Consider the following 1,520-nt stretch of genomic DNA (forward strand, 5'->3'; position numbering starts at 1 on the left):
CTATTGCGTTGAAAAACTCCAGTTGAGCACGCGATCTTCACGATTTGCCGCTGTCTAAGCAAAGAAAAGACGGAGGCTGCGATGATGGGACGTCAGGAAACCAAACGGGAGTTGTTCGTCTTGATTAGTCTAAACGAATACGTTCCCGAAGACCATCTACTGAGAGCGGTGGATCAGTACCTCGACCTGACCGAGTTTCGCGAGAACTTGGCTCAGTCGTACAGTCATACCGGTCGACCATCAGTCGATCCCGAGCTCATGGCCCGCATGCTGATCATTGGCTATTGCTACGGCATACGTTCTGAGCGGAGGCTGTGCGAAGAAGTCGGCATGAATCTGGCTTACCGCTGGTTCTGCCGGTTGGGTCTGAAGGACAAGGTGCCGGATCACTCAAGTTTTTCCAAGAATAGACACGGCCGCTTTCGCGATCACGATGCATTTCGCCAGCTATTCGATGCGGTTCTTCGACGTTGCATGACAGAAGGCCTGGTACAGGGCGAGGGGTTTGCAACCGACGCCAGCATGATCAAGGCTGACGCCCAGCGGCAACGTTCCTGTTCAGGCGATTCCGCTATCGATTGGGGTGATCCTGAGCAGGCAAGTCGACCGGTGCGAGAGTATCTGGCAGCTCTGGACCAAGTTAATCCGGTGCCGCCAAAAAGAATCTCGCTGACGGATCCGTCTGCAACCTGGACTGCCGCTGCAGGGCCGGCTATTTTTGCTTACTCGACAAATTACCTGATCGATTTGAAAGCCGGAATGATTGTCGATGTCGAGGCATCAGCCGTAAACAAGATCGCCGAGGTCGAAGCGACCAAAACGATGATCAACCGGGTTGAGGAGAAATTCGCTATCAAGCCACAGCGATTGGTGGGCGATACGAATTACGGTGTGGCTGCAATGCTGGGATGGCTGGTCGATGAAAAGAAGATCGCCCCGCACGTTCCTGTCTGGGATAAATCCGAACATCACGACGGCACTTTCAGCCGTACCGATTTCATCTTCGATAGAGAAAACAATCGTTATGTTTGCCCTGCTGGCAAGTACTTGAAACCCGCTCAGCGTAGCCAGCAGAAAAACCCATTTCGCTATCGAGCCAGCCTGTATGACTGCCAGGCCTGCCAGCTCAAATTAAAATGCTGTCCCAATATGGACATCCGTAAGATCGACCGTAGCCCGTATGAACCTGCACGCGACGTGGCACGAGCCATTGGCAAGACAGACGCTTATCGACAATCGCGTAAAGAACGGAAAAAGGTCGAGATGCTATTTGCTCACCTCAAACGCATCCTTAAACTCGGCCAATTGCGCTTGCGCGGCCCCAGCGGCGCCCACGATGAGTTTCTGCTGGCAGCGACGGTACAAAATCTGCGGCGAATGGCCAAAAAGCTGCTTCCGCCAAAACAGAAGGCGACACTAGTGATGAGCTAAGCGAGCCGAACACCGCCACTGCGTACAATTTTCCTGTACATTTATTGCATTGTGACAGGTCTTGACCAATAGTTTTTCAACACAATAGG

Annotated in this window: 1 protein-coding gene; it reads left to right on the forward strand. The window is 52.6% G+C overall.

Annotation, left to right across the window (positions count from 1 at the left end):
• Positions 1-81 precede the first annotated feature (81 nt).
• Positions 82-1,431: an IS1182 family transposase gene (locus V3C40_RS28230; protein WP_331779164.1), complete on the forward strand. Its 1,350-nt coding sequence runs from the start codon at positions 82-84 to the stop codon at positions 1,429-1,431.
• Positions 1,432-1,520 lie beyond the last annotated feature (89 nt).

Origin of the sequence: Janthinobacterium sp. LS2A (genome assembly GCF_036543145.1) — a bacterium.
GTDB lineage: Bacteria > Pseudomonadota > Gammaproteobacteria > Burkholderiales > Burkholderiaceae_D > Janthinobacterium > Janthinobacterium aestuarii.

What these genes read in the sequence shown, in the direction of transcription:
- V3C40_RS28230 (WP_331779164.1), top strand. Translation starts at nt 82, where the DNA reads ATGATGGGACGTCAGGAAACCAAACGGGAGTTGTTCGTCTTGATTAGT.